General features: G+C 66.7%; 21 protein-coding genes. 5 read left to right on the top strand and 16 right to left on the bottom strand.

What is annotated here, in order from left to right; all coding sequences use genetic code 11:
- Positions 1–709 precede the first annotated feature (709 nt).
- A complete protein-coding gene (locus ACY65G_RS06210) occupies positions 710–1,390 on the top strand; it encodes a DMP19 family protein (RefSeq protein WP_464996494.1) in 681 nt (226 codons plus the stop codon).
- 195 nt (positions 1,391–1,585) lie between these two features.
- Here the strand turns inward: ACY65G_RS06210 and ppc are convergent, their stop codons facing one another.
- A complete protein-coding gene (gene ppc, locus ACY65G_RS06205) occupies positions 1,586–4,558 on the bottom strand; it encodes a phosphoenolpyruvate carboxylase (RefSeq protein ID WP_464996493.1) in 2,973 nt (990 codons plus the stop codon).
- Positions 4,559–4,909: 351 nt separating this feature from the next.
- On the opposite strand from ppc, the gene ACY65G_RS06200 reads away from it, so the two are divergent.
- A complete protein-coding gene (locus ACY65G_RS06200) occupies positions 4,910–6,496 on the top strand; it encodes a sensor domain-containing diguanylate cyclase (RefSeq protein ID WP_464996492.1) in 1,587 nt (528 codons plus the stop codon).
- Between the two features lie 24 nt (positions 6,497–6,520).
- Here ACY65G_RS06200 and ACY65G_RS06195 read toward each other — a convergent pair whose 3' ends face one another.
- From ACY65G_RS06195 to ACY65G_RS06180, 4 genes are read right to left on the bottom strand one after another with little or no spacing between them, the layout of a single operon-like run.
- Positions 6,521–7,243 (bottom strand): MOSC domain-containing protein, encoded by a 723-nt coding sequence (locus tag ACY65G_RS06195; protein ID WP_464996491.1) that lies wholly within the window; start codon positions 7,241–7,243, stop codon positions 6,521–6,523.
- 13 nt (positions 7,244–7,256) lie between these two features.
- On the bottom strand, positions 7,257–8,012 hold the full coding sequence (locus ACY65G_RS06190) for a glutamine amidotransferase-related protein (RefSeq protein ID WP_464996490.1): 756 nt from the start codon (positions 8,010–8,012) through the stop codon (positions 7,257–7,259).
- Positions 8,013–8,023: 11 nt separating this feature from the next.
- On the bottom strand, positions 8,024–8,572 hold the full coding sequence (locus ACY65G_RS06185) for a peroxiredoxin family protein (protein WP_464996489.1): 549 nt from the start codon (positions 8,570–8,572) through the stop codon (positions 8,024–8,026).
- Positions 8,569–9,126, bottom strand: coding sequence for a carboxymuconolactone decarboxylase family protein (locus tag ACY65G_RS06180; protein WP_464996488.1), 558 nt, complete (start codon positions 9,124–9,126; stop codon positions 8,569–8,571). The genes ACY65G_RS06185 and ACY65G_RS06180 overlap by 4 nt, the downstream gene beginning before the upstream one ends.
- Before the next feature lie 231 nt (positions 9,127–9,357).
- Here ACY65G_RS06180 and ACY65G_RS06175 point away from each other — a divergent pair, with 231 nt between their 5' ends.
- Positions 9,358–10,893 (top strand): family 43 glycosylhydrolase, encoded by a 1,536-nt coding sequence (locus tag ACY65G_RS06175; RefSeq protein WP_464996487.1) that lies wholly within the window; start codon positions 9,358–9,360, stop codon positions 10,891–10,893.
- A 170-nt stretch (positions 10,894–11,063) separates the two neighbouring features.
- Positions 11,064–12,326, top strand: coding sequence for a GGDEF domain-containing protein (locus tag ACY65G_RS06170; protein ID WP_464996486.1), 1,263 nt, complete (start codon positions 11,064–11,066; stop codon positions 12,324–12,326).
- Between the two features lie 7 nt (positions 12,327–12,333).
- Here the strand turns inward: ACY65G_RS06170 and ACY65G_RS06165 are convergent, their stop codons facing one another.
- The 7 genes from ACY65G_RS06165 to ACY65G_RS06135 all read right to left on the bottom strand — a co-directional run bounded on the left by ACY65G_RS06165 (position 12,334) and on the right by ACY65G_RS06135 (position 20,364).
- The gene (locus tag ACY65G_RS06165; RefSeq protein ID WP_464996485.1) at positions 12,334–12,846 is read right to left on the bottom strand and encodes a ferritin-like domain-containing protein; all 513 of its coding nucleotides are present in this window, start codon (positions 12,844–12,846) and stop codon (positions 12,334–12,336) included.
- A gap of 118 nt (positions 12,847–12,964) precedes the next feature.
- Positions 12,965–14,416, bottom strand: a complete 1,452-nt coding sequence (locus tag ACY65G_RS06160; RefSeq protein ID WP_464996484.1) for an ABC transporter ATP-binding protein — start codon at positions 14,414–14,416, stop codon at positions 12,965–12,967.
- On the bottom strand, positions 14,413–15,246 hold the full coding sequence (locus ACY65G_RS06155) for an ABC transporter permease (RefSeq protein WP_464997050.1): 834 nt from the start codon (positions 15,244–15,246) through the stop codon (positions 14,413–14,415). Before ACY65G_RS06155 ends, ACY65G_RS06160 begins: the two co-directional genes overlap by 4 nt.
- Before the next feature lie 5 nt (positions 15,247–15,251).
- Complete coding sequence (locus tag ACY65G_RS06150) at positions 15,252–16,220, bottom strand: ABC transporter permease (protein WP_464996483.1); 969 nt, start codon at positions 16,218–16,220, stop codon at positions 15,252–15,254.
- Positions 16,217–17,800, bottom strand: a complete 1,584-nt coding sequence (locus tag ACY65G_RS06145) for an ABC transporter substrate-binding protein (protein ID WP_464996482.1) — start codon at positions 17,798–17,800, stop codon at positions 16,217–16,219. Before ACY65G_RS06145 ends, ACY65G_RS06150 begins: the two co-directional genes overlap by 4 nt.
- A 115-nt stretch (positions 17,801–17,915) precedes the next feature.
- Positions 17,916–19,058 carry a branched-chain amino acid ABC transporter substrate-binding protein gene (locus ACY65G_RS06140; protein WP_464996481.1) on the bottom strand — a complete coding sequence of 381 codons (1,143 nt, stop codon included), beginning with the start codon at positions 19,056–19,058 and terminating at the stop codon, positions 17,916–17,918.
- 79 nt (positions 19,059–19,137) lie between these two features.
- Positions 19,138–20,364, bottom strand: a complete 1,227-nt coding sequence (locus ACY65G_RS06135) for an acyltransferase family protein (RefSeq protein WP_464996480.1) — start codon at positions 20,362–20,364, stop codon at positions 19,138–19,140.
- A 243-nt stretch (positions 20,365–20,607) separates the two neighbouring features.
- Between ACY65G_RS06135 and ACY65G_RS06130 the strand changes: the two genes are divergently transcribed.
- Positions 20,608–21,057, top strand: coding sequence for an FKBP-type peptidyl-prolyl cis-trans isomerase (locus tag ACY65G_RS06130; RefSeq protein WP_464996479.1), 450 nt, complete (start codon positions 20,608–20,610; stop codon positions 21,055–21,057).
- Between the two features lie 136 nt (positions 21,058–21,193).
- Here ACY65G_RS06130 and ACY65G_RS06125 read toward each other — a convergent pair whose 3' ends face one another.
- From ACY65G_RS06125 to sdhC, 4 genes are all read right to left on the bottom strand, one after another.
- Positions 21,194–21,904, bottom strand: a complete 711-nt coding sequence (locus ACY65G_RS06125; RefSeq protein WP_464995882.1) for a succinate dehydrogenase iron-sulfur subunit — start codon at positions 21,902–21,904, stop codon at positions 21,194–21,196.
- Between the two features lie 11 nt (positions 21,905–21,915).
- Complete coding sequence (gene sdhA / locus ACY65G_RS06120) at positions 21,916–23,694, bottom strand: succinate dehydrogenase flavoprotein subunit (RefSeq protein ID WP_464995883.1); 1,779 nt, start codon at positions 23,692–23,694, stop codon at positions 21,916–21,918.
- Positions 23,695–23,697: 3 nt separating this feature from the next.
- The gene (gene sdhD, locus ACY65G_RS06115; protein WP_130188206.1) at positions 23,698–24,060 is read right to left on the bottom strand and encodes a succinate dehydrogenase, hydrophobic membrane anchor protein; all 363 of its coding nucleotides are present in this window, start codon (positions 24,058–24,060) and stop codon (positions 23,698–23,700) included.
- A 1-nt stretch (position 24,061) separates the two neighbouring features.
- A partial coding sequence (sdhC, locus tag ACY65G_RS06110) for a succinate dehydrogenase, cytochrome b556 subunit (RefSeq protein WP_464995884.1) occupies positions 24,062–24,406 on the bottom strand: 345 nt, incomplete at its 5' end.

Raw genomic sequence — 24,406 nt, 5'->3', positions numbered from 1 at the left:
GGCATGATAGGCCGCCATAAGGTCCGATCTGGGGCGGGAGCCGCGTGTCGTGGCATTTCAAAAAGTTTTCAACTTGGCAACATGGTATGCTAGCTCGGGTGGCTGGAATTAGCCAAGAGCGGACACTGGTCCTTACGCACCTTATGAAATTTTTTCGCAATACTATGTCAAAGTTCGTAAGCGAAATTAGTTCCTGCAAATGGCTTTTCCTGAATAGTATCAGTGAGCCCGAAGAAAACACTTTGCGCCTCGAAATATTGGAAGCTGCGACACTGCATGATCCTGAGCCCAAAGCGCGTCCACTTAACGAATCCCTAGAGCGCGGTCTACCTTTGGGGAGCCCAATCAGGCATGTCGCTGGTTGCAGGATTTTCACTGTAGATTGGCCAGATTATGTAGCCTATTCAGTACGAAACGAAAGCTATGTGACCACGGATGAGTATGAGATTTTTGAGGGACGTAACTTCGTCAAATATACGAAATCGCGTTACTTAGATTTTGTCGAGCAGGCGACGTTTGCAGGTGACAGTTACCCTGGTCCAATGACTCATTGGGGAATATTTTGCTTGAATCACATTGTTGATGTGGTGTCATGTAGCGAGCCTGCTTGGCAAGTCTCTGTCGCCGAGTAAGTGGCCTCAAGTGTCCGCTTTGGGGGCGGGAGCTGCCTGTCCTGACGTTTGATGCTTTTGGGGTTTAGCCACCTGCAATGCTGCGGCGAACGGCGGAGTTCGGCCAGGAATTGCCGCTCCGCCGCTCTGTTGAACTGACCGCGAACCCACAAATCGAAATGTGTACAAATTTGAAGATTCAATGCTCAAGTTGCCCTGCTTTGATCATGACGGAAACTGCGGCACGAACGGGAGGACTTTGCATGCCATGCAAGTCAGGAACTCGCGCCAATATCGAAGCCTTGAAGGTTGCAGCGAAAAAAGAGAAGGGGCTCGATGCCACCGGTCCATTTCGAATCTACTGGCGCGAACTTGTTAACCGCGTGCACAAATCGTCTGCTGGATTAACTCAGCTCTCGGACGTCGAGCGCCAATACTGGGCAGTTGGATGCTTATCTGGCGAAGTGTACAACGGTGGTTTCGAACAATATTTTCATAACAGTTCTGGCGCAACCTACTTCGCTGCGATTGAAGGCCTGCAAGCCATGGGGGCTTCTACAAGTCTGCTGCTGCTTCAAAAATCAAAGCAAATGATCTTTGGATTTGCAGAGGTTCCTGAAGAGTCATATGCCAGGCGAACAATACTTGTTGCGGTCGAGAGTGATTCGCTGCACCGGCGTCTGGATGAGCTTGATAAGCAGTTCTGGGCCGACCCTGATGAGCTAGCGGTGCGAAGCGAAGCATTTGCAGTGACGCATGGCCTCGTGCGCCTTGTATAGACAGAAAGCTCTTCGCCGGTTTTCGGCGAACGTCGGCCATGGTCAGGAGGGACTGGCAAGCCAGTCCCGCTCCGTCGGCAAGTGGCGATGCTCCTTGAAACCCCGGCCCCGCCCCGCCGGGCCTGACCCGGCGTCTTGCTTTGAGTGTCCGCATGCGGCTCGGCATGTCGGCCGAGCGCACACCTGACGGCATGGTCAACCCGTATTGCGCAACCCCGCCGCCACGCCGTTGATCGACAGGTGGATGCCGCGGTGCACGCGGTTGTGGCGGTCTTCCGGCGCCGCCGGGTGTGCCCGGTTGCGCCCGATCAGCTCGACCTGCAGGTGGTTCAGCGGGTCGAGGTAAGGGAAGCGGTTCCGGATCGACCGCGCCAGGCTCGGGTTGTCGACGAGGCGCTCGCCGTTGCCGGTGATGAGTTCCAGGCAGCGCAGCGTTGCCGCATGTTCGCCGGCGATGCGGTCGAAGATGCGCTGGCGCAGGCCGGCATCCGGCACGAGCGCGGCATAGCGGGAAGCGATCGCCAGGTCGGTCTTGGCCAGCACCATGTCCATGTTCGACAGCAGCGTGGCGAAGAACGGCCAGTGCTCGCCCATCTCGCGCAGGGTGGCCAGGCGCGCCTCGCGGTCGCCGCCATTGCCTTGGTCACCATCGTCGAGCCATTGGGAAATCGCGGTGCCGAAGCCGAACCAGCCGGGCAGCAGCACGCGGCACTGGCCCCACGAGAAGCCCCATGGAATGGCGCGCAGGTCTTCGATGCGCCGTGTCGACTTGCGCGATGCCGGGCGCGAGCCCAGGTTCAGTTCCGCGATCTCGGCGATCGGTGTCGACGCGAAGAAGTAGTCGGTGAAGCCCGGCGTTTCGTACACGAGGCCGCGGTAGGCATGGTAGGCCCGTTGCGACAGGTCGGCCATCACGCGTTCGAACGTCGCAAGCTGCGCCGCCGCCTGGGGATCGTTACGGGCAGGCAGCAGACCGGCTTCGAGGGTGGCCGCCACCAGCAGCTCCAGATTGCGGCGCCCGATCTCCGGGTTGGAAAACTTCGAGGCGATGATCTCGCCCTGTTCGGTCAGGCGGATCTGGCCGTTCACGGTGCCCGGCGGCTGCGCCAGAATCGCCTCGTAGCTCGGGCCGCCGCCGCGGCCCACGGTGCCGCCGCGGCCATGGAACAGGCGCAGGCGCACGCCGGCTTCGGCGAACACGTCCACCAGTTTCAGCTCCGCCTGGTACAGCTCCCAGTTCGACGTCAGGAAGCCGCCATCCTTGTTCGAGTCGGAATAGCCCAGCATCACTTCCTGCAGCCGGCCCTGGTGGCCGATGAGCTGCGCCACCTGCGGCAGCGCCATCCAGTCGGCCATGATGCCGGCTGCGCGCTGCAGGTCGGGAATGGTCTCGAACAGCGGCACCACCATCACGTCGCCGCGCATGTCCTGCGGGCGCAGCAGGCCCGTTTCCTTGTGCAGCACGAGCACTTCGAGCAGGTCGGACACGGTTTCGGTGTGCGAGATCACGTACTGGCGGATCGCCCGCGCGCCGAAGCGCTGGCGCAGCTCGCGCGCCGTGCGCAGAATTTCCAGTTCGGACGCCGTCGTATCGGAGTAATCCAGGAACGGCGAGAAAAGCAGGCGTGGCCTGGACAATTCGGCCAGCAGCAGCGCCACCTTGCCGTCTTCCTCCAGCGCGGCGTAGTTTGCCTCGACGCCGCCGCGGGCGAACAGTTCGGCCAGCACCGCCTCGTGCACGTCCGAACCCTGGCGCATGTCCAGCGAGGCCAGGTGGAAGCCGAAGATGCGCACCGCGCGCAGCAGGCCGTCCAGGCGCGGCTCGGCGAGGATCGCGCCGTTGTTGGCGGCCAGCGACTCGGCAAGGACCGCCAGTTCCGCCTGCAGCTCCGCGGCGTCGCGGTAGGGCGTGGCGTGGGCCGTTGCCTTGCGCTGCGCGTCCGATACGCCGAGTTCGCGCGCAGTGGCGGCCAGGCGCGCATGGATGCCGATGAGGGCACGGCGGTACGGTTCGTCGTTGCGGTGCGGCGAATCGTCGGGCGACCGTTCGATCAGCGCCAGCAAGGCGTCGCTGGCCGGCACCAGCAAGGTCGACGTGGACAGCTCGGACCCCAGCGCCCGCACTTCGTCGAGGTAGAACTCGAAGATGGTGCCGGACTGGCGCAGCAGCGCATGGCGCATCGTGGCGGCGTTCACGTTCGGGTTGCCGTCGCGGTCGCCCCCGATCCAGCTGCCCATCTGCAGGTAGTCGGCATCGGCCAGGTCCAGCGCGGCGCCGCCATAGCCGTGCGCGATCTCGCGCTCGACATCGTCGTACAGCGCGGGCAGTTCACGCAGGAACGTGGTGCGGTAGTAGGACAGGGCGTTCTCGATCTCGTCCGCGACCGTCAGCTTTTCATAGCGCAGCATCCGGGTCTGCCACAGCGTGGCGATGCGCGCCTGCAGCAGGCGCACGTTGCGTTCGCGCTCGCGCGGCGTGAGCGGCAGGTCGCGTTCGGCCAGCAGGGCCGCGATCGCGTGGCCGGCATCGAGGATGCTCTTGCGCTGCGCCTCGGTAGGGTGGGCGGTCAGCACGGGTGCGATCAGGGCCTCGCGCAGGAACGACGCCACGGCGGTGCTGTCCACGCCGGCTTCCTTCAGGCGCATGACCGCATGCGCCACCGTCGATGGCTGCGGCGCCGAGCCGCCCAGCAGGTGGGCGCGGCGGCGACGATTGTGGTGACGGTCCTCGGCGATATTGGCCAGGTGCGAAAAGTAGGAAAACGCCCGCACCACGGCATTGGTCTGCTCGGGCGCGAGGTTGGCGAGCAGCGCGGACAGTTCGGCGCCCGCGGCAAGGTCGTCTTCCCGCCGGAAGCGCACGGCGCTCTGGCGGATCGCTTCCACCACGTCGAACACGGTGTCGCCTTCCTGTTCGCGGATCACGTTGCCGAGCAGGCGGCCGAGGAGGCGGATGTCTTCCTTCAGCGGCGCATCCTTGTCGGCAAGGTCCGGTGAAGGGGAAATGGCAGCGGATTCGCTGTAGTCGTGCAGGGCGCTGGTTTGCATGGCGATGGATTGAATTGGTTTTGGGTTCATGGCCGGCATGCCGCCCGCGTGCAGGGATCGCACCGCGGCGCCGAGATAAAAATCGGCGAACGCAGAGCTTTTCCGCCGCGCGAGCGGCATGCCGTGACTTTTCCAAATATTGTTCAATCGCCAAGCGGCTGTCAATGAAAATGTAGCTCACAACAAAATTACAACGATAATTACGTAAATTTCCTACGTGCCATCCGACTACATGCGCGTGTAGTTGACTTTGGCGCCTTGCACCGGCTAATTTTCGTGCGTGCCAGGCGCGGTTACCGAAAGCCCGGTTGCACGAAACGCACCTGGTCCGCTCCCGCTGTGATCGGGCACGCCTGCCGCAACGGGACAGGGTGCGGTGCCCGTGCATTGCCGGGACGGCATGCGCCGGCACTTTGGAGGCGGTGGCACAATACGGCCACGCGGACGGCACCGAGTCCGTGGAAAGGCGCCTTGTTGCACGACTTACACCATACGACTATCAATTTGCAGCCGTCCGGCGTGGGCGTGGATGACCATGCGGGCCCACTGCCCGCACTGCGCCACCCGGTCATACGGCTCGTGGTGCTGGCCACGGCCTTGTCCTGCCTGCTGGTGATGGGCTTTTCGGCGTGGTTCGTCTGGTCGTCGCGGCAAATCCAGATCCGCCAGACCGAGGTCGCCACGTCGAATGTGGCCCGCATGGTCGGCGCGCAGGTCGAATCCGCGATGAAGATCGCCACCATGGCCCTGGCCGACATTACCGAGCATGTCGAGCACGATGGCACGGACGGCCCCGCGCTCGAACGGCTGAAGGACAATCTCCAGACCCTCGCATCCACCTCGCCCGAGCTGTATGGCCTGTTCGTCTACGGGGCGGATGGCAGGTGGCTGGCCACTTCGCTGGCCCGGGCCGTCGAGGGAAACAATGCCGATCGCGCCTATTTCCGTTACCACCGCACGCATCCCGGGCGCGGCGTCCACTTCGGCGTTCCCGTGAAGAGCCGTTCGACAGGGGTGTGGATCATCCCCGTTTCGCGGGCGTTCTACGATGCCGGCGGCAAGTTCGCCGGCGTGGCGCTGGTGACGCTGCGGATCAATTTTTTCGAGCGCATCTACGACGAGCTCAATATCGGCGAGACCGGGACCGTGCTGCTCATGCTGTCGGACGGCACCGTCGTCTATCGCAGGCCGCTCGACGAAACGCTGATCGGCACCGACCTGTCGAACGGCAATATCTACGCCGAACTGCGGAAGCGCGACATCGGCTCGGCCATGCTGATGGCGAAGGTGGACGGTATCGAGCGGCTCTACAGTTTCCGCCGCATGAAGGCATTTCCCTTCCTCGTGGCGGTCGGGCAGACAAAGGGCGAGCTGCTGAACAACTGGCGGCGTTCCAGCCTGCTCATCGGCGCGGCCGCCTTCCTCATCAGCGCGGTGTTCGTGGCGTTCGCGACAAAGCTCGTCATGCAGATCCGCATCCGGGACACGCTCGACGAACAGCTGCGCCGCCATTCCGAGCAATTGCGGGAACATAACGAGGGCCTGCAGGTACTGGCGCATACGGACAAGCTCACCGGGCTGGCCAACCGGCGCCGGTTCGACGAGGTGCTGGACCTGGAGCTGAAGCGCGCAAAGCGCGCGGGAACGCCGCTGTCGCTGCTGATGATGGACCTGGACTATTTCAAGCACTACAACGACCATTATGGTCACCGCGCGGGCGACGAATGCCTGCAGGCCGCCGCGCAGGTGCTGGCGGGCCACATCGCCCGGGCCGGCGACCTCGCCGCGCGCTATGGGGGAGAAGAGTTCGCCATCATCATGCCCAATACCGGCCAGCCGGGCGCGATGGCCGTCGCCGAGCGGGTGCGCACCGGCATCCAGGCGCTGGCCAGGCCCCACCAGCCGTCGCCGTTCCACATCGTCACCGCCAGCTTCGGCCTGGCGACACTGGTGCCGCATGCCGATCGCGACATGACCGCGAGCGCGCTGATCGATCGCGCCGACGGGCAGCTGTACCGGGCCAAGGAAGCGGGGCGCAACCGGATCGGCGCCGCGTAGGGCGTTGCGCGCCAGGGTGCGCGGTCAGGGTTCCCTTAGCCTCCGGCTCCAGTCCTCGATGCGGCCGGTCTCGAGGCGCCGTGCGAACGCCGTCTTCCAGTTGGCCGACAACGGCGCCAGCGCCGCAGCCAGTGCCCATTCCTCCCGCAGGCCGGCATCGGATGCATCCGCCCCATCGGGCCTGGGGAAAAGCGCGCGGACCAGCCGCTCCAGCGGCCAGGCGGGGCAGGGCCGGTCCACGAGTGCGAACGTGCCGCCGCGCTCGACCAGGCCTTCCTCCAGGACCCGGTAGTACCAGCCGGTGCGGCCCGAATCCTGCATCGACGCGGCGGCGCGCGGCCGTTCGAAGCGGCGGTTCAGCTTCCAGCACGGCTGGCGGCCCTGCGACACCTGCAGCAGCGCGGTGCCGAGGCGGAACACGTCGCCGATGCAGACGTCCCGCTCCGTCATGCCGGACGTTGAGAAATTTTCGCCGAACGCGCCGGGCACCAGCGGCACGGGACTGTCCGGCCAGCGCGCGGCCCACATGGCGTAGTGGTCGGCGGCATAATGGTGCACGGCCTTTTCGGGGCCGCCATGGTAGACGCGGTCGCCCTGCTCGTCGCCCTCCAGTCCCGTGAACGACAGCCGTACCGCACCCGGCCGGGGGGCCTTGACGATGCCGCTGTCCACGGCGGGATGGCCGGGCCGCGCGAGCGGGCGCGCGGCGCCGGTGAACAGCGCGGCGAGCGGGATCGATGGCAACATGGCGTGTTCTCGTTCAGGGTTCGAAAGCGATGCGCGGCAGGCCGGCCAGCCAGCCGCGCAGCAAGTCCTGGCCCGCCTGTTCCAGCGCGCGGCCATGCCGGGCCGTGTCGCGGCGCAGGTCCGCCAGGTCGGCGCCGGCCTGCGCCAGTTCCACCGCGTGTCCGGCCAGCCATTCCTCCAGCGCGTGCGCCGGGAACTCGGCATGGAACTGCAGGCCCAGCGCATGGGGGCCGGCGAAGAACGCCTGGCAGGGCGTGCCCCCGGTGGCCGCCAGCGCGGCGATGCCGGCCGGCGGCACGATATTGTCGCCATGCCAGTGCAGCACAGGAATGCCGCGCAGCGCGCCGAGCGGGCCGGCATCGGCCGCCATGTCGAGCGGCGCCCAGCCGATCTCCTTGGCCGGCATGCCATCGGCACGGGTGCGGTGCTCGATGCCCCCGCCGAGCGCGACGGCCATCAGCTGGGCGCCCAGGCAGATGCCCAGGGTAGGGCGGCCGAGCACCAGCCGCTCGCGCAGGCCATCGATTTCCGCGCCAAGCCATGGATATGCGGCAAGGTCGCCGGCACCGAGCGGGCCGCCGAGCACGACGACCAGCGCCGCTTCGCGCCACTCGTCCGGCGCCAGTGGCTGCGCGCCGCCATGGCGGTATTCGATCAGGTAGCCCGCGCGCTCGAGGGGCGCGGCAAAACTGCCGAGCTCCTCGAAGCGCACGTGATACAAGGCGATGCAGGTCCTGTCCAGGTTGTTTTTGCGATCGTTTGCCGGCATTGCCTTTCCTTTCAGGTGACGGACGACAGCGGGATGCGGCAGCCGCCATCGTCGCATTGCGACGCGTCGTCGACTTCCTCTTCATGCACGAGCTCCGCAATGAGGGCGCCCACCTGCATGTCGTCGGCCATGCCGAACACCTGGTGGCGCAGAATGCCCCGGCGGTCGATCAGCAGCAGCGTGGGCGTGCCGCGCATGCGGTACTTTGCCATCGTCCGCGGTATCGGGCCACTCTCCGACGGCAGGTCGATGCCGACCGGGAAACCGATCCGGTATTCGTGGACGAAGGCTTCCAGCGCCTCCCTGCCCATCACCGCATGGTGCTCGAACACCGTGTGCAGACCGAGTACCGCGACGTCGCCGCGGTCGAATGTGGCGGCGATCTTCTTCGCCTGCGGAATGCCGTGCGACACGCAACCGGGGCACAGCATCTGGAACGCGTAGACCGCGACCACCTTGCCGCGCAGGGCGGCAAGGCTTACGGGGCCGTGGGCGTTCAGCCAGGCCGCCACCTCGAATTCGGGCGCGACGCTGAAGTTCGTCACGGTCCCGGCGCTCATTTGGCGCGCAGCTTCACTTGCGGGAAATCGACCGGCACGGCCAGCGCCACGTTCACATAGTTGGTGAACAGGTTCAGCGCCACGTGGGCCACGATTTCCACCACCTGGCCGTCGTCGAACCCGGCTTCGCGCAGCGCGTCCACGTCGCCCGCGCCGATCTTTGCACGGTTGCGCACCACGCTGGCCGCGAACTTCAGCGCGGCGGCCGTCTTCGGGTCCTGCGACTGGCCGGCCTGGGCGGCGGCCATCTCGTCACCCGTGGCGCCGGCCTTGCGGCCCAGGGCCGTGTGCGCGGCCAGGCAGTATTCGCAGTCGTTGATGTCGGCGATCGCCACGGCGATCTGTTCGCCCAGCTTCGCGCCGAGCGTGCCGTTGCCGAGGGCGCCGAATGCCGCCCACATGCTGGCCAGCGCGGCCGGGGAGTTGGCGACGGCCTTGAACATGTTCGGCGTGACGCCGAAGGCGCCGTGGATCTGTTCGAGCAGCGGTTGCGATGCGCCCGTCGCGGTGTCGCGGGTCTGCAGGGCTACGCGGGCGGTGGTGGTCGAGGTCATGATGTTTCCTTTCGGGTCAATAAAGTTAGGAATCCTGATTAATGTGCGGTAGAAACCTGGCTGGCGTTTCGAAGCGTGCCTGACGCGCCGTCCATGGAAAGCATCATAGCAGTATAAGCATAGGAGTCCTATGAATTAATTTCTATTGCTGTTTTAGCCCGGCGCTATGGCATCATCGGCACGCCACGGCAATGAGGCCATGGCCAACCCGAGTCCGAATCCACTGTCCACATGCCACCAGAAAAACACACCGGAAACCCGCCGTTCCGCATCCTCCTGCCCCTGCTCTACGCCTTCGGCATCGCGACCGCGCTGCCCGCGCATGCCGCCGAGCTCACCATCGACAACGGCACCTTCTGGAAAGACACGGCCGGTACGCCCATCTATTCGCAGGGCGGCGGCATCCTGAAGGTGGGGGACACGTATTACTGGTATGGCGCGAAGTACGAGGAAGCCGTCAGCTATGCCAGGGATCCGTCGTCGTTCACGACGCAGCCGCATTTCAGCGCGGTCACGGCCTATTCGTCGAAGGACCTGGTGAACTGGAAGTTCGAAGGCAACGTCGTCGGCGCCGCCGCTCCCGGCAAGATCTTCGAGCGTGATGCGTGGCTGGGCCGCATGGGCGTGGTGTACAACCGGAAGACACGCAAGTATGTGCTGATCACCCAATATGGCAGCAAGAGCGCCGGTGCCGGCGTGCTGTTCGCCACCAGCGACAGTCCGTCCGGCCCGTTCGTCTACGCGCACCTGCAGCCGCGCATCGACAACGTGGCATCGCCCACGTCCGGCGACCAGACCGTGTTCATCGACGACGATGGCCAGCCGTACCTCATCTTCAGCAACAACGGCAATCGCCGGCACCTGTACGTGGCGCCGCTGCGCGCCGCCGATTACCTGCACGTGGAGCGGGCCACGGAGATCTACCGGGCCCCCGCGGGCGGGCGCGAGGGCAACGCCATGTTCAAGCGCGACGGCCTGTATTATTTCTGCTCGTCCGACCTGCATGGCTGGAACGCCTCGCGCAGTTTCTACATGACGGCCACGAAAATCACGGGTCCGTATTCGGCCGAGAAGCTCATCGCCGGCACCGATGCCGATTTTTCGCACGTGTCCCAGAACGGCTTTTTCATCCCCGTGCAGGGCAGTGCCGGCACGACCGTGCTGTATGCGGGCGACCGGTGGAGCAATTTCGCCGGCAATGGCCTCGGCTACAACATCTGGACGCCGCTGTCCTTCGATGGCCAGGCACCCGTGTTCAATTCGCTGAGCCAGTTCCGGCTCGATGCGGCGAAGGGCACCTGGACAGTGGGGCCGGCCAACAACTACGTGCTCAATCCCGGCTTCGAAGCGGACCGCGTCGAGCAGACGGGCGTCACCGGATGGATCACCAGCTGGACAAGCATCAAGGGCCCGAGCCCGTTCGTCAATGCGCCGGGCGGCCGCACGGGCCGCTGGGCACTGCGTCTCGCGCATGCGGGGCAGACGATGGGCAGCGCGATCCAGAACGTCACGCTGCCGAACGGTACGTACACGCTGCGCGCATGGGTCAGGAGCAGCGGGGGCCAGGGTGTGGCGAGGCTGTACGCGCTTGCCGATGGCGGCACGGAGATCGCGCACGACGTGAAGGCGGCCAGCCAGTGGGCCGAGATCACGCTGCCAGGCATCGTCGTCACGGGAGGCCGGGTACAGGTCGGCGCTTATTCGGAAGGAAGCGATGGGCAGTGGCTCGCCATCGACGACGTAAGCCTCGTGCGGAACCGGCCGTGAGCGGTTGATGCGTATGCGCAACATATCGATCGTCGCGCGGTATCAGCAAGGCAACGTACAAAAACAATGTCTGTTCGCATGATATAGTTCTCTGCATCAATTGTTGCAGGCCTCTGTTTCAATGTCACCTTTGCAAGCGCATCGGGCGGCGCGCCTGCGGGATCGATATCGTGAACGCCACCAGCATCCATACCGCGAGAGCGCCCGGCCAGCCAGCCGGGCAGCGGGTGCCGTTCGATGCCTTTCACCTGCCGGACGGTACGGCATCCACACGCCCGAACGCCATCGTGGACATCCCTGAACCCGCATCGCCAGCAAGAACGGCGCTGCAACGCGCATCGAAGCGTATCGCCGATGTGATCCTGCCCGGCGATTTCAAGCAGCGCCGCCGGGCGATCGTCGCCCTGATGACGGCGGGCATCTACGCGGTCTGCATCGCCATCCTGTTCTACGGCAGCGAACGGGGTATCTTCCAGCGCAGCTGGATCGGCGCGCTGGCCCTCGCTTGCGCCGTGGTGGTTTCGGGATTCTTCGCCGCGATCCGCAGCGGTTTCAACCTGCGCTTTGCCGCGCCGTCGCTGGCGCTGCCCCAGGCGATCTGTGCGCAAACCCTCATCGCGGCGGCCTACATGATCACCGGCCCGGCGCATCCGGCCATGCTGTCGCTGGCGGCGATGGTACTGGTGTTCGGCATGTTCGAGATGCGGCCCAGGTATGTCTGGCTGCTGGTGCGCTATACGCTGGTGCTGATGGGGGCCGTCATGCTCTGGTGCGCCAGCGACGATCCGCTGACGTACCGGCCGGACGTCGAGGTCATCTACTTCGCCATGCTGGCGGCCGTGCTGACCGCGATCTCGTCGCTGTCCGTCCAGCTGAGGGCCATGCGCGAGCGGGTGCGCAGCCAGAAGGCGGCATTGCAGGTTGCGCTGGAGGAGATCCAGCGCGTGGCCACACTGGATGAACTGACGGGGTTGCCGAACCGGCGCCACTTGCGCGACCTGCTGGCGCAGCACATCGAGCGTTTCGACCGGGGCGGGCCGGCCTTCGCGGTGGCGCTCGCCGATCTCGATCATTTCAAGAACATCAACGACCGGTACGGGCATGCCATCGGCGATGCCGTACTCTCCGGTTTCGCCGACCGGGCCCGCGCACACTTGCGCAGTACCGACGTGGCCGGGCGCTGGGGCGGAGAAGAATTCGTCCTCATCCTGGCCGGCCCCGCCGCGACCGATCCCCACCTGGGCATCGAACGGCTGCGGGGCTCCCTGCTGCAAACCCCGGTCTGCGCGGAAGCGCCGGATATCCGGCTGACGTTCTCGTCGGGCATCACCGCTTACCGGAAAGGCGAGGCGATCGACGACGTGATCGAGCGCGCCGACAAGGCGCTCTACGAAGCCAAGGATGCCGGGCGCAACCGCTCGGTCAGCAGGTAAGGCAGTCTTATACCTTCGCTTCCAGGCCCGGGGTGGCCGACCGCACGAGGAACGCCTGCGTCAGCTGCGGCAGGTGGTCCAGCAGCCAGGCGGCCATTGCCTTTTCCTGCACGATGATGCGCTCGCACGCCGCCTTCGTGGTGGCATCGCCGGCCTGCTCGGCCGCGGCGATCAGCGCCGTATAGCTGGCGATTTCCAGGTTCTCGAACACATAGCCGGCCATTGCGCCCTTGACCACTTCATCGCTGACCGTCATGCCGCCGACCGCCTGGCCGAACGCCGCCAGCTTGCCGCCCAGGTCCTTGATGATCGAGTTGCTGACGCCACGGCGCGCCATGGCCTCGTCGAGCAGGCTTTGCTGCCCACGGGTTTCCTCGATGTGCTGGACGATGCGCGCCTTCAGTTCCGGATAGTGTTCCAGGCGGTCGGCCTGCGCCGTCAGCATTTTTTCCGCCTGCTGCTCCATCGCGTGCGCATCGCGCAGCCAGTCGTTCAGGTTCTCGTTCACATCGGTGCTCATGGTTTCCTCCATCGGTGGTTGGTGGGTGGGGGGAAACCGTATGGTAGCCAGGCCCGCCTGGCGGATCTGTCAGGGCAGGGCGCTGGTCCGTGTAGGACCACGCCGCACCGGTGCGAAACTACAGATCGATGCGGCGGTCGGCGATGGCTTGCACGATGTCCTCGTCGTGCGTGACCAGCAGTACCGCGCACCCGGTGGCCCGCACATGCTCGGCCAGCAGGCCGATGACTTCCTGCTGGGTGACCGGGTCCAGGCGCGACGTGGGTTCGTCGGCGAAGATCAGCGCGGGCTTCATCAGCAGCACGCGGGCCAGCGCGATGCGTTGCAGCTCGCCACCCGAGACCTGGTGCGGCAGCCGGTCGAGCAGGGCGGAGGACAGCCGCATGCGCGCCAGCAGCGCTTCCAGCGCTTGCCAGTCCAGCCGGTGCAGCGTCACCAGGTCGCGCAGCGACTGGTGCAGGGTGACGCGCGGCGCAAAGGCGGCGCCGGGATCCTGCTGGATTTTCTGGAAAGCCGTCGGCGGCAGGCCGGCCGCGCGCGCCACCCTGCCGGCATCGGGCGCAAGCAGGCCCACGACGATATTGCCGAACGTGGTCTTGCCCGACCCGCTCGGCCCGGCCACCGCGACGATCTCGCCGGCGGCGACATGGCCATCGATGCCGGCGAACAGGGCCTGCCGGCCGAACGACTTGGCCACGCCATCGATGGCGGCGACGATGCGCGGCCCGCCGGAACGGTCAATGTCGCCGGCCGGGCGCCGGGGCCAGTGCGCCGGGTCCGCCGCCAGCAGCCGCCGCGTGTAGTCGTGCGCCGGCGCCGCCAGCACCCGCGCCGCCTCGCCCTGCTCGACCATGGTGCCGTCGAGCAGGACCGCCAACTGGCCGCCCAGGGCCCGCGCCAGCCAGATATCGTGCGTGATGCACAGCAGGCTCATGCCCTGCGCCTGCGCGGCGCGCAGCAGCGACAGCACTTCGCCGCGGCGGTCGGCATCGAGCCCCTTGGTCGGCTCGTCGATGATCATCAGCGGCGCGCCGGCCGCATGCGTGGCCAGGAACGCCACCCGCTGCGCCATGCCGCCGGAAATCATGAACGGATACTTGTGCGCGGCATTCTCCAGGCCCAGGCCCGCCAGTGCGGCGTCGGCCAGCGCGCGCGCATTGGCGCGGGCGGCGCGCCGGCTGTCCTCATGGTGGTCGGGCGCCGGATGGGCAACGAGTTCGTAGGTCTCGGCGACCTGCTCCCGCACCTCCATCGTGGGATCGAGCGCCAGCCACGGCTCCTGCGGCAGCAGCGCCAGCTGGCGCCCCCAGCCCGCATGGCGGGCGCGCTGGTCGGCGGCATCCGTTTCCTGGCCGGCGATGGCCACGCGGCCGGTACAGCGCAGCGTGGCGGGCAGGTTGCCCATGATGGCCTGCGCCAGCAGCGATTTGCCGGAACCGCTTTCGCCCAGCAAGGTCAGCACGCCGCCGGCGGGAATGGCGAACGACACGCCGCGCACCAGCGCCCTGTCGCCATGGAGGATGGCCAGGCCGTCCACGGCCAGCGCGGGGAGGATGCCGGGGGCGTTCATGCGGCCTCCTTTTCAGGAGACAGCAGCAGGAGGCCGAGCAGCGTGAGGAACAGCACCAGCACGGGTGCGCCGACCAGCCAGGGCGCCTCGCCGTAATACGGCAGCAGTTCGATCATCATCACGCCCAGTTCCGGCGTGGGCGGCTGCAGGCCGACGCCGACGAAGCCCAGCGCGGACATCGCGAGCACGGCGCCGGCGAAGCCGAAGCGCATCAGCGTGAACAGCCGCGGCAGCAATTCGGGCAGCAGGTGGCGGCGCACGATGTAGGCGGGGCCGAAGCCCAGTAGGCGCGACGCTTCCACATGGGGGCTGGCCAGCTGGATGCGGCTGGCCGCGCGCACCACGCGGAAGTACTCGACCCACAGCGCCAGCGAGATCCCCACGTACAGCGGCCAGAAGCCGCCCGGGGTGAACGCCGCCAGCAGCAGCACGAGCAGCAGGCCCGGCAGCGCGAGCACGGCATCGGCGAACGCGGCCAGCGAGCGCTCGAACCAGCCGCCGCGCCACGCGGCCAGCAGGCCGATGAGCGTGCCGGGGATGGCCGCGGACAGTACGCTGACGAGCGCCAGCGACAGCGACAGCCGCGTGCCGTGCGCCAGCCGCGCCAGCATGCTGCGGCCCAGCTGGTCGAAGCCCAGCGGGTGGGCCAGGCTGGGCGCCTCGAGGAAACGGTCCAGCTGCTGCCGGGCCGGATCGATGCCGGTCAGCCAGGGAGCGATGAGGGCAAACGCCGCGATGACGGCCAGCAGGCCGATGCCGGTGGCCTGGCCTGCCGTGGGGCGCCAGCGCGCCGGCGGCGTGTCGGGGAAATACTCGGAAGGGGAAAGCATCGGGGTCATGGCCGGCGGCGCGGATCGATGAAGGCGCAGGCCGCGTCGACCAGCGCGTTGAAGAGGACGAACATCAGGCCCAGCACCAGTGCCGTGCCCTGGATCATGGGCACGTCGCGGCTGAAGATCGCATGCACGAGCGCGTGGCCGATGCCGGGCCAGGCGAAAATCGTTTCCACGAGCACCACGCCTTCGACGAGGTAGACCAGTTGCACGCCCAGGTAGGCCACCACCGGCGCGGCCACGTTGCGCATGCCGTGGCGCAGCAGTGCCTGGTGCGGCGACAATCCTTTCGTCAGCGCGAACGCGAAGTAGGCGGCGCCGCGCACCTGCACCATCGCATCGCGCGCCACCCGGCAGGACACGGCCGCCATGCCCAGCGCCAGCGTCAGCGCGGGCAGCATGATGCTGCCGTGGTCGTCGTGGCCGGCGGCCGGCAGGACGCCCAGCTGCACCGAAAAGACCAGCACCAGGATAAGGCCGAGCAGGAACGAGGGCAGGGCACGCAGCACGACCGAGACGGCCAGCGTGGCGCGGTCCAGCAGGCCACCCGGCTTCAGGCCGGCCAGCACGCCCAATGTCGGGCCGATCAGCAGCGAAAAGGCCATCGCCAGCAGCGACAGCTTCAGTGTGGGACCGAGCTGGCGGGCGATTTCCAGCACGACCGGCTGCGCGGTGACCTGCGAGACACCGAGGTCGAACTGCAGCAGCCGGCTCCACCAGTCGGCCAGCGCGGCGATCCACGGACGGTCCAGGCCCAGTTCCTGGCGCACGGCATCGGCGGCCGCCGCCGTCACCATGTCGTAGCCATACCTTCCCGCGGCGATACGGTAGGCCATGTCGCCGGGCAGCATGCGCGTCATGAAGAAGCACAGCGTGCCCACCAGCAGCGCGACCAGTGCTGCCTGCAGCAGGCGGCGCGCCAGTGCCGGAGCGAGGCGGCGCCATGCCGGCCGGAAATCGGAATCCATCATGCCCATCTGATGCCTGAAATCCTGTAACTGCGTTCGTAGGGATCGATGTCGGCGCCGGCGATGCGCCGGCTGGCCGCGCACACCTGGCGATACCAGACCACGGGAACCACGGGCAGCTCCGCCTGCAGCACGGCGGCCACCCGGGCGCGGTCGGCGCGGCGGTCGCCGGGCGTGCCCTGCGTGGCGGCGAGGCGCACCAGCGCGTCGGCCACTTCGCTGTTGCGCCAGCCCATGGCGCCCCAGTCGCCGCCATCCTGGCCGAAGTCCTGCAGCAGCGTGGCCACGGGGTCGGGCACGTTGCCGAAGTTGCGGGCGACGAGGCCCATTTCCAGCGTGCCGCTGCGATGGCCCGCGGGGATATCGCTGGAATTGCCGATCACCACGCGCACGGCGATGCCGACCTGGCGCATCTCTTCCTGCAGCGCGGCGGCGATCACGGGCAGTTCGGGCCGGTCCACGAACGTGGTCAGCGCCAGCGCCAGGCGCTGGCCGCCGCGGCGGCGGATGCCGTCGGAGCCGGGCAGCCAGCCGGCCTGGGAAAGCAGGCGGCGCGAAGTGTCCGGATCCGTGCGCAGCGGCGCGAGCGCGGCGTCGTGCCACGCGGTCATCGACTTCGGGAACAGCTGGGTAGCGCCCAGGCCGGGATCGCGCAGCAGCGCCCGCGCGATGCCCTCGCGCTCCACGCACAGCGCGATGGCCCGCCGCACGCGCACGTCGGCCAGGAACGGATGGCCGGCATTGAGCTTGATGAACGTGGTGCGCGGCAGCATGGCCGACATCAGCACGGCCTTCGGGCTGCGCTGCAATGCGCGGATGCTGGGCGGGTCGAGCGAGAACGCCAGGTCGGCCTGGCCGCTCTGCACGAGCAGTGTGCGCGTCTCGGACCTGGCCACGCTGATGTAGCGGGCGCGCCGCACGCGGCCGGTGGCGTCGCCGCCATACCCATCGAAACGCTCGACATCGAACTGCTGCGGCAGCGACAGCGCGGCGATCCGGAACGGGCCGCTGCCGACGATGCGCACCACGTTGCCGCGCGCATCGAACGAGGAGGGCGCCAGGATCTGCACGGAGTAGTGCGTGAGCAGGTGCGGCAGCGGGCCGAACGGCCGGTGCAGGCGGATCACGATGTCGGCGCCCTCGGCCGCCATGTCGCGGATGTCGGCCAGGCGCAGCACGCCCGGGCGGGCATGGGCGCGCCGCAGGCACGCGAGCACGCTGGCCGGTGTGACCGGCGTGCCGTCGTGGTAGCGCCGGCCGGCGCGCACCGTGAAACGCCATTGCAGGCCGTCGGCCGTCGCATGCCATGCCGATGCCAGGCCGGCCAGCAGGCGGCCGCGGTCGTCCACGTCGAGCAGCGTCTCCACCACTTCCATGCGCGCGAACATGTAACCGGCGCGCGATGGATCGAGCCCCGTCATCTCCCACGGGCCGACAACCGTCAGCACATCGGCAGCCGCTGCCGTGATGGCATGCGGATGCGCGCCGTCGTGCGCACGGGCGCCGGGCCAGGGGAGCGGCGACAGGGCCGCCGTTGCGAGCATGGCGCGGCGTGCGCGCGAAGGTTTCAGTGCTGACGTCATGGTCGCTGCTGCCGGCGCAGGCGAAGGGTTTCGGGATGGCTGCGCCGTCATCGACGGCCGCCGCGGGGCATGAGTGTGCGGCATTTCCCCGCCCGGGGCAAGGTTGCGGGAGGAATTACTGCCCGCGCACCACCTGCAGTTTCACCTTCTTGCCCTGCCGGTAGGTGAACATCGTCATGGCCGCCTCGCGCAGGTCGCCCCTGGCGTCGAAGCCGATGTCGCCGGTAATGCCCTCGTGGCGCACCTTCGCCAGCGCAGGCAGGAATTTCGCGGGTGCGACGGACTGCGCCTGCTGCATGGCCGTGGCGAACACCATCACGGCATCGTAGGCATAGGGCGCATAGCTTTCCACGGGCAGGTCGAAGCGCTCGCGGTAGCGCTGCGTAAACGCCGCATGGCTCGCTTCCTGCGGGCCGTCGATGCCGCCGGCCACCACGCAGATCACCTTGTCCTCGCCCAGCGCATCGCCGGCCAGCAGCGGCAGGCGTTCGGAGCAGATGCCGTCGCCGGACACGAGCCGCGCGCCGATCCCCAGCGTCTTCATCTGCTTGAGCATCGGCCCGGCCACGGCATCCATGCCGCCGTAGAAGATCACGTCCGGTTTCTTGCCGCGGATCTGCGTGAGGATGGCGTTGAAGTCCACCGCCTTGTCGCTGGTGAACTGGCGGCTCACGATGACCCCGTTGCCAGCAATGGCGCGCACGCCCTTGGCGAATTCGTCGGCCAGCCCCTGGCCGAACGCCGTGCGGTCGTCGATGATGGCGATCCGCTTCGCCCGCAGCGCCTTGATCGAATAGGTGGCCAGCGTGCGGCCGATCAGGTTGTCGTTCGCGACCACGCGAAACGCCGTCCTGAACCCCTGGTGCGTGTAGACGGGCGTGGTGGCGGCCGGTGAAATCTGTGGAATGCCCGCCGCCGCATAGATTTTCGATGCCGGCACCGTGGTGCCCGAGTTCAGGTGGCCGACCACGCCGGCCACGCGCGCGTCGACGAGTTTCTGCGCGACGGCCGTGCCGGCCTTCGGATCGCTGGCATCGTCTTCCGCCATCAGCGCCCATTGCACTTTCCGGCCGCCGATGACGATGCCTTTCGCGTTCAGGTCGTCGATGGCCAGCCGGGCGCCATTCTCGATATCCTTGCCCTGGTGCGCGCCGGGACCGGACAGCGGCGAGGCCGTGCCGATGGTCACGGTGGTCTGGGCGCAGGCGCCGGTACCGAGAAACCAGGCGGAGGCGAGGAGGGCAAGGCGGCGAACCATGACGGCTTTCAAGATGGAAAGCGCCGATTGTACTGCCGGGCTCGCGGAGGCGGCGCGCGGCAAGGCAGGCGGCAGTGCACTACTTCGCCACCGCGGCCGGCCGCGGCTCGGCATCGGGCGCCGCATCCGCCTGCGTGGCATGCACCGGCCCGATGCCGAGGAACGGCCGCAACGGCGCCAGCCGCCGCGCCGCTTCGAACACGGCAAAGCTGCCGGCGAAGGTAAGGACGATGATGACGGCGGCTTCCGTCACGGGCGGGATGCGCAGCGGCTCGAGCACCGTCGCCGTGACGACGATCAGCGTCTGGTGGACGATATACACGCAAAAGACCGCTTCGGTGAGATAGCGCCGTACCCCGATATCGCGGTTCAGGTGACGGTACCCGAAGCCGCATATGGCGAGGATGGCGCACCACTGCTGCGTGCCGCGCGCGCAGGCGTCGGCCATCGCGACGTGAGGCTCGAGCTGCGACGCCTCCGGCAACGCGTGCAGGCAGACGAGCACCGTCCAGCCGCCCAGCGCCAGTGCCAGCGTGAGGAAGCGCAAGCGCGACAATTCTTCCCAGAAGCACTGCCGCCTGGCGACCAGCACACCCACCAGGAAGATGGGGAAGTACACGGCATGGTTGTACCAGTCGTCGACCAGCGCGTGGGTATCGCCGAAGCGCGGATGGAGGACCGCGCGCGCCGCGGCCAGGGCGACGACCGGCAGCAGCACGGCGCGCCAGCCCGTCAGCACGGCAGCCAGCCGCTGGCCGGCGGCGGCAAGGCGATCGTTTCCGGAAAAAGCGACGATCGCCCACAGCGCCAGCGTGTAGACCCACAGGTAGGCAACGAACCACAGGTAGTTCCAGGCCGGGAGCACGAGGCAATTCGTGTCCCTGCAAAACCCCGCGTCGGCCGACAGGTAGCGCTCCATGAACTGTCCGTAGCTGCCCTGGTAAGCCATCTTCTGCGCCACCTCGCAGAACGTTTGCGGCGGCACGACGACCAGCATGCCGAACAGCAGCGGCACCAGCAGGCGCATGCTCCGCTCGCGCAGGAACCGGGCACCCGGGACGCTTCTCAACAGCAGGCCCGACGCCGCGCCGCTGACCAGGAACAGCAGCGACATGCGCCAGGGCGATGTGAGCAGCAGCAGGGGCTCGACCGCCGTGCCGGCATGTGCGCTTTTCACGTGCCATTCCCATGGCCCGTAGTACAGGCCCGTATGAAAACAGATCAGGACGCAGAGCGCACCGATGCGTATCCAGTCGAGGAAGTAATGCCGCTGGGTGTCCGGCAAGCTGGAAGTACCGGCAGGCATCGGCAAGCCAGGATCGCCTCCATGCATCGCATTGCCCATCGCGCCTCCGTCATGCCATGGTTGGTGTGCCACCAGCTTAGGCTGGGCGCTCGCCGATGCAAGCGGCGTGAAGAAGTTGCGACAATTGATGAAGCATCCTTACATGCCTGCCGGGCCACGCCAGGCCGGACGGGGGGTGTTGGCAGGACGGCGGTCGCCCTGTATGCTGCGGCGGCATCGGACAACCACTACAGAAAGAACACCATGAAAAAGATGATTTCCTCCTGCGTGCTCGGCGTGGCGCTCACGCTGGCCCTGGCCGGCTGCGACCGGGCCAAGGAAGCGCCCGCGGCCGGCGCGGCGCCCGCCGCCGCCGTGCCGTTCCAGAAGATCGATACCGTGGCCGGCACCGGCAAGGAAGCGGTGGCAGGCAGCACCGCTGTCGTCAACTACACGGGCTGGCTGTACGTGCCCGCCGCGCCGCAGCAGCGCGGCGAAAAATTCGATTCCTCGATCGGGCGCGGCCCGTTCACATTCCAGCTGGGCGCCGGCCAGGTCATCAAGGGTTGGGACGAGGGCGTGCAGGGCATGAAGGTGGGCGGCAAGCGCACGCTGATCGTGCCTGCCGACATGGGATATGGCGAGGGCGGTGCCGGTCCGATCCCGCCGAACGCCACGCTGAACTTCGAAGTGGAACTGCTGGACGTGCGCTGAAGCGAGCGCTGATCCAGACACCTTACGAAAAGAAAGCCGCGCAGTGTGCGGCTTTTTCATTGATGGGTGGTACGTCAACGAAAAACGCCCCGGATGCAGCGCATCCGGGGCGTTCCTCGAACGGTTCAGCCGGCGATCAGATCGCGCGGCGGACCATCAGTTCCTTGATCTTGCCGATGGCCTTGTTCGGGTTCAGGCCCTTCGGACAGACGTCCACGCAGTTCATGATCGAGTGGCAGCGGAACAGGCGGTACGGGTCTTCCAGGTTGTCCAGGCGCTGGCCGGTGGCTTCGTCGCGCGAGTCGGCGATGAAGCGGTAGGCCTGCAGCAGGCCCGCCGGGCCCACGAACTTGTCCGGATTCCACCAGAACGACGGGCACGACGTGGAGCAGCACGCGCACAGGATGCATTCGTACAGGCCGTCCAGTTCCTCGCGCTCGGCCGGCGTCTGCAGGCGTTCCTTCTCGGGCGGGATCGACTCGTTGATCAGGAACGGCTTGATCGACTCATACTGCTTGAAGAACTGCGTCATGTCCACGATCAGGTCGCGGATCACCGGCAGGCCCGGCAACGGGCGCAGGATGATCGGTTCGGACAGTTCGTTCAGGTTCGTCGTGCACGCCAGGCGGTTCTTGCCGTTGACGTTCATCGCGTCCGACCCGCACACGCCTTCGCGGCACGAGCGGCGCAGCGCCAGCGAATCGTCCACGTCGGACTTGATGCGCTGCAGCGCGTCCAGCAGCATCTTGTCGGTGTCCTTCAGCTCGACCGTCAGGTCCTGCATGTAGGGCTTGGCATCCTTGTCCGGATCGTAGCGGTAGATCTTGAATTTGAGAGTACGTGCCATGTTTTGCTACCTTAGAAAGTGCGTGCTTTGGGCTTGAAGGTTTCCACCGTCAGCGGCTTGGTGACGACCGGCTTGTACTCCAGGCGGCAGCCTTCGGAGAACCACAGCGTGTGCTTCATCCAGTTTTCGTCGTCGCGGTTCGGGAAATCGCTGTGCGCGTGCGCGCCGCGCGATTCCTTGCGGGCCACCGCGGAGGTGATCGTGGCCTTGGCCGTCTCGATCAGGTTGTCCAGCTCCAGCGCTTCGACGCGGGCGGTATTGAACACCTTCGACTTGTCCTTGAACGACACGTGCTTGCGGCGCTCGTCGAGCTTCATGATCTCGTCGAAGCCCGCTTTCAGCAGCTCGTCGGTACGGAACACGCCGCAGTATTTCTGCATCGTGGCGCGGATGTCGTTGGCCACGCCCTGCACCTTTTCGGAACCGGTCGAGGTTTCCAGGCGGTTCAGGCGGTCCATCGCGAAGTCCGATGCGTCCTTCGGCAGATCCTTGTGTTCCTTCGCCTTCAGGTTCGAGGCGACGACATGGTTGCCGGCCGCGCGGCCGAACACCACCAGGTCGAGCAGCGAGTTCGTGCCCAGGCGGTTCGCGCCGTGCACCGACACGCAGGCGCATTCGCCGATCGCGTACAGGCCGCCCACGATCTTCTGCGAGCCGTCGGCCGACGGTGCCACGACCTGGCCATGGATATTGGTCGGGATGCCGCCCATCTGGTAGTGGATCGTCGGCACGACCGGGATCGGTTCCTTCGTCGCATCCACGTTGGCGAACTTGTGGCCGATTTCCAGGATCGACGGCAGGCGCTTCTCGATCGTCTCCTTGCCGATGTGGCGCAGGTCGAGCAGCACGTGGTCCTTGTTCGGGCCCACGCCGCGGCCTTCCTTGATTTCCTGGTCCATCGAGCGCGACACGAAGTCGCGCGGCGCCAGGTCCTTCAAGGTCGGCGCATAGCGCTCCATGAAACGCTCGCCCTGCGAGTTGATCAGGATGCCGCCTTCGCCGCGCACGCCTTCGGTGATCAGGACGCCCGCGCCGGCCACGCCGGTCGGGTGGAACTGCCAGAACTCCATGTCCTGCAGCGGCAGGCCGGCGCGTGCCGCCATGCCCATGCCGTCGCCGGTGTTGATGAACGCGTTGGTCGATGCGGCGAAGATACGGCCGGCACCACCGGTGGCGAAGATCGTCGTCTTCGCCTGCAGGATCATCACGTCGCCCGTTTCCATTTCCAGCGCGACCACGCCGATCACGTCGCCTTCGCTATCGCGGATCAGGTCCAGCGCCATCCATTCGACGAAGAAGTGGGTGCGCGCGCGGACATTGCGTTGATAAAGCGTGTGCAGCAGCGCGTGGCCGGTACGGTCGGCCGCGGCGCAGGCGCGCTGCACGGCCTTCTCGCCGAAGTTCGCGGTATGGCCGCCGAACGGGCGCTGGTAGATCGTGCCGTCGGGGTTGCGGTCGAACGGCATGCCGAAGTGTTCGAGTTCATACACGACCTTCGGGGCTTCGCGGCACATGAATTCGATCGCGTCCTGGTCGCCCAGGTAGTCGCCGCCCTTGACGGTGTCGAACATGTGCCAGAACCAGTTGTCCTCGGCCATGTTGCCCAGCGAAGCACCGATGCCGCCCTGTGCGGCCACCGTGTGCGAACGGGTGGGGAAGACTTTCGACAGCACGGCCACGTTCAGGCCGGCTTCTGCCAGTTGCAGGGAGGCGCGCATGCCGGAACCGCCGGCGCCGACGATCACCGCGTCGAAGCGGCGTACCGGGATGGAAGATTTGATTGCTGCCACGATTTACACACTCCAGAGGATCTGCACCGACCACACGGCGCACGCGATCAGCCACATGGCCGACGCGGTTTGAATGAGGAAGCGAACGCCCACGTTCTTGATGTAGTCCTGGTAGACGGACACGACGCCGACCCAGGCGTGGTAGAACAGGCCGATCAGCGTGGCCAGGGTGAACAGCTTGAACCATGTCTGGGCGAACAGGCCGGCCCAGCCCTCGTAGGAGAAGTTATTGCCGGTCAGGAAAGCGCCCAGCAGCACGACGGTGTATACCACCATCACGATGGCGGTGGCGCGCTGCGCGAGGAACTCGCCCAGGCCGTAGTGGGCGCCGACGACGAGGCGCTTCGGTCCGATATTGTTTTTCATCTCAGAACACTCCGAACAGTTTCAGGGCGACCAGGAACGTCACGACCAGGCTGATGGCCAGCACGGCGACCGACGTCTTGCGGGCGGAATCCTTGTCCAGGCCCACGTGGGTATCCATCACCAGGTGGCGGATGCCGGCGCAGAAGTGGTGCATGTAGCCCCACACCATGGCCAGGATGACCAGCTTCGTGAACGGATGCTGGGCGATGCCCTGGAAGTGCGCGAAGGAGATCTCGGAACGGATGCTTTCCTGCAGCAGGTACAGGATGAACGGCAGCAGCACGAACAGCAGCATGCCGCTGATGCGGTGCAGGATCGACACGATGGCCGACAACGGCATGCGGTA

The sequence above is a fragment of the Pseudoduganella sp. jia 12 genome, from assembly GCF_055502675.1.
Note: the sequence above shows the minus strand (reverse complement) of the source record. Positions and strands in the feature narration are given on the sequence as shown.